Source organism: Streptomyces sp. A01 (assembly GCF_059026195.1).
Map to the genome: position 1 here is coordinate 1 of NZ_JBWLKN010000147.1, position 278 is coordinate 278.

The window sequence follows — 278 nt, forward strand, 5'->3', positions numbered from 1 at the left end:
GCGAACACAGGCGAGGTATCCAGCAGATCCGCCGCCATACCCGCCCACTGCGACCCCTGACCCGGAAAGACGAACACGGTTGCGCTGGCGTCGTGGGCGGTGCCAGTGATCACCTGCCCGGCCGGTTCACCCTTCGTTAACTGTTGCAGTCTTTCAACCAACTCATCCCGGTCATGGCCGAGGATGACCGCGCGGTGTTCAAAGGCGGTGCGGGTGGTGGCCAGGGACCAGGCCACGTCGGCGGGTGGGAGCTCGCGGTGGTTGTGGAGGTGAGTGTG

The 278-nt window shown here is 65.5% G+C and carries 1 protein-coding gene; it reads right to left on the reverse strand.

The genetic code is table 11. The features are described 5' to 3' along the window. Positions 1–236, reverse strand: a 236-nt coding sequence (locus tag AC5P1B_RS35945; protein WP_493892238.1) for an acyltransferase domain-containing protein, incomplete at its 3' end; no start/stop codon positions are given. Positions 237–278: the final 42 nt, after the last annotated feature.